The organism is Olsenella sp. AGMB03486 (genome assembly GCF_040884255.1).
GTDB classification, from domain to species: Bacteria; Actinomycetota; Coriobacteriia; order Coriobacteriales; family Atopobiaceae; genus Olsenella_L; species Olsenella_L kribbiana.
This window is the reverse complement of record NZ_JBEVTM010000049.1, coordinates 1-2,246: the sequence shown is the minus strand read 5'-3', so window position 1 is coordinate 2,246 and position 2,246 is coordinate 1. Positions and strand designations below refer to the sequence as shown.

2 protein-coding genes are annotated in these 2,246 nt (G+C 54.3%); one reads left to right on the top strand and one right to left on the bottom strand.

Annotated elements, in window-relative coordinates:
• Window positions 1-722 (bottom strand): metallophosphoesterase (locus ABVS03_RS11490; RefSeq protein WP_368019210.1); only part of this gene is annotated, 722 nt, incomplete at its 3' end.
• Between the two features lie 313 nt (window positions 723-1,035).
• Here ABVS03_RS11490 and ABVS03_RS11485 point away from each other — a divergent pair.
• Window positions 1,036-2,154, top strand: coding sequence for a glycosyltransferase (locus ABVS03_RS11485; protein WP_368019209.1), 1,119 nt, complete (start codon window positions 1,036-1,038; stop codon window positions 2,152-2,154).
• The last annotated feature ends 92 nt before the right edge of the window (window positions 2,155-2,246 follow it).

Here is a 2,246-nt window from a genome sequence, read left to right as displayed (position 1 = left end):
CTCAGCTCTCCAGCTTTGATTGTCCTGAAGGTCCAGCTCTTGGTGTCGACGAGCGAGAACTCTTCGGTGCCGATGGGGCCTCCCCACGAATAGGTGGAGAAGACATCGCAGCTCAGGAGATTTCCTTCTTCGCGAACGTACTTCACCGGGGTATGTCCGACAACCTGGAAGAGCTCCTGGGGGCGGTAGAGGATATCGAGATCTGCCATTCCCTGAGGACGTGCCCAGAGGGGAGAGAACTCCTGCCAGAGCTCGTCTCTGCCCATCTGGTTGATAGCGGCAAGAGCATCATCCGTAGATGCGGAAGCGAGGCCTTCGTCCTCGATGAAGTCTTGGAGGATGCCGGCGTGCGAGAAGCAGACATTGTCGATGCGATGGACAAATGCCTTGCGGTCTTGAGGCACCTTGTCCCAGAATGCGCGGGAGCGCTCCTGCACATGCCTGAGCACATTGCCTTTTGCCATGCCGGACTCAGGCGCATCCCAGAAGTACGACATGTCATGGTTTCCAAAGCACCAGAGCGTTTCGGGATGATCGGCGAGGAATGTCTCAGCGCGCTCGTAGAGCGCATCATATGCTTCAGGATGTCGCTGCATGCCCCAATCATCAGGAAGGTCTCCAAGCTTGACGACCGCGTCTGGAGACTCACTGTCGATGGCTCTGTCTGCAGCATCGAACATCCAGGGATTCAGATGGACATCGGGAATGACAAGGACGAGCATGGAGGCCACCAATCTGTTGAAAAAGGATGGAGCAGTTCGGAAAAGTATAGATATGGCTGACGACAGAAATGAGACGTCCATGCATGTGATTGATGTCGCAGCAAAATGTTTGTAGAAATCGCGTGTTATGGACAGTGCCATGCCGCCACAAGAATGGTGGATGCGATGTGAGCATGACACGTTGTAAAGTAGATGCTGCATGAGATTGCCATTGCATGACATGAATGCATCATGCCGATGGATGTCTTATGCATGCGGCCATGCCCTTTGCCGCTCTGTACAAATCAGGCTGCTAACGTGTTTGGAGAAGCGGATGCAAGAAGATGCAAGCTCTCTGGTTTCTGTGATTGTCCCTATCTACAATGCGGGCAAGTTCCTGCGCCAGTGCCTGGACAGCATCTGCAATCAGACGCACAAGAATCTCGAGATCATCCTCATCGACGATGGATGCACGGATGACTCTCCTGCCGTGATCGATGAATATGCTGCCCGCGATTCACGTGTTAAAGCGGTCCACAAAGAGAACGGTGGCTATGGTGCGGGGTGCAACCGCGGCATCGAGATGGCTACCGGCAAATGGATATCGATCATCGAGCCCGATGACTATATCGATCTGAATATGTACCAGGAGATGCTGGACTTCTCATCGAAGTTCTCCGAAGAGATTCACATCATCAAGTGCCCATGGACCGAAGTCAGGGATTGGGACGATCCCCAGAAGACTTCGACCCGTCCGTGCCTGCTTGCCTCGAAGCTTGCAACGTGCAAAAAACCCTTCAGTCTTGCAGAGGAACCCGTGATCATCACAGTGCATCCCTCCATCTGGTCTGCCCTGTATCGTCGCGATTTCCTGAACGAGAAGAAGATTCGCTTCATCGAGTATCCTGGCGCCGGCTGGGCCGACAATCCGTTCCTCATTGAGACCATGTGCCAGGCTTCCAGAATCGTCTATCTCAACAACTGCTACTACAACTACCGAATCGATCTTCCTGGCAGCACCCATAACCACAAGACACCGGAACTCGTGACGCGCCCGTTCGACCGCTGGGTCACGATGCTCGAGATCATCGAGCGCCTTGGCATCACAGACGAGCGCATCGTGAGGGCCCACTATGAGCGCGGATTCATGTATGCCTTCGGTGCGGAGAAGGATGACGGGAAGGACAATCCTCTCGTCATCGAAAATGAGAAGCGCATCTACGGCATGATGGATCCAGAAATAGTTGACCGCATGTGCGAGGTTCCGACAGACCGCCTGCGCCGCTACAGCGAGCTTCTGGGAAGGCCCATGCCGAAGCATGCAGAGCTCGACAGGGCGGCATTCCTTCTGGGCAGCTCTGTGTATACCATGCGTGCCTTTGGCATAGAACGTGCGGCCCTGATGGGTATGCGTCATTGCTATGTCACACTGCGGGATAAGACTCAGGGCTAGCTGGATGCAGTTTTGAGCGCTTTCCGGATTGCCGGAACAGCCAGGAGTGGATTGGGATGACAGTGCGAATCGGACCGCTCAGATATTTTGAA

Excerpts from the sequence above, each read along its gene's own strand:
- ABVS03_RS11485 (WP_368019209.1), top strand. The coding sequence starts at position 1,036 with ATGCAAGAAGATGCAAGCTCTCTGGTTTCTGTGATTGTCCCTATCTAC.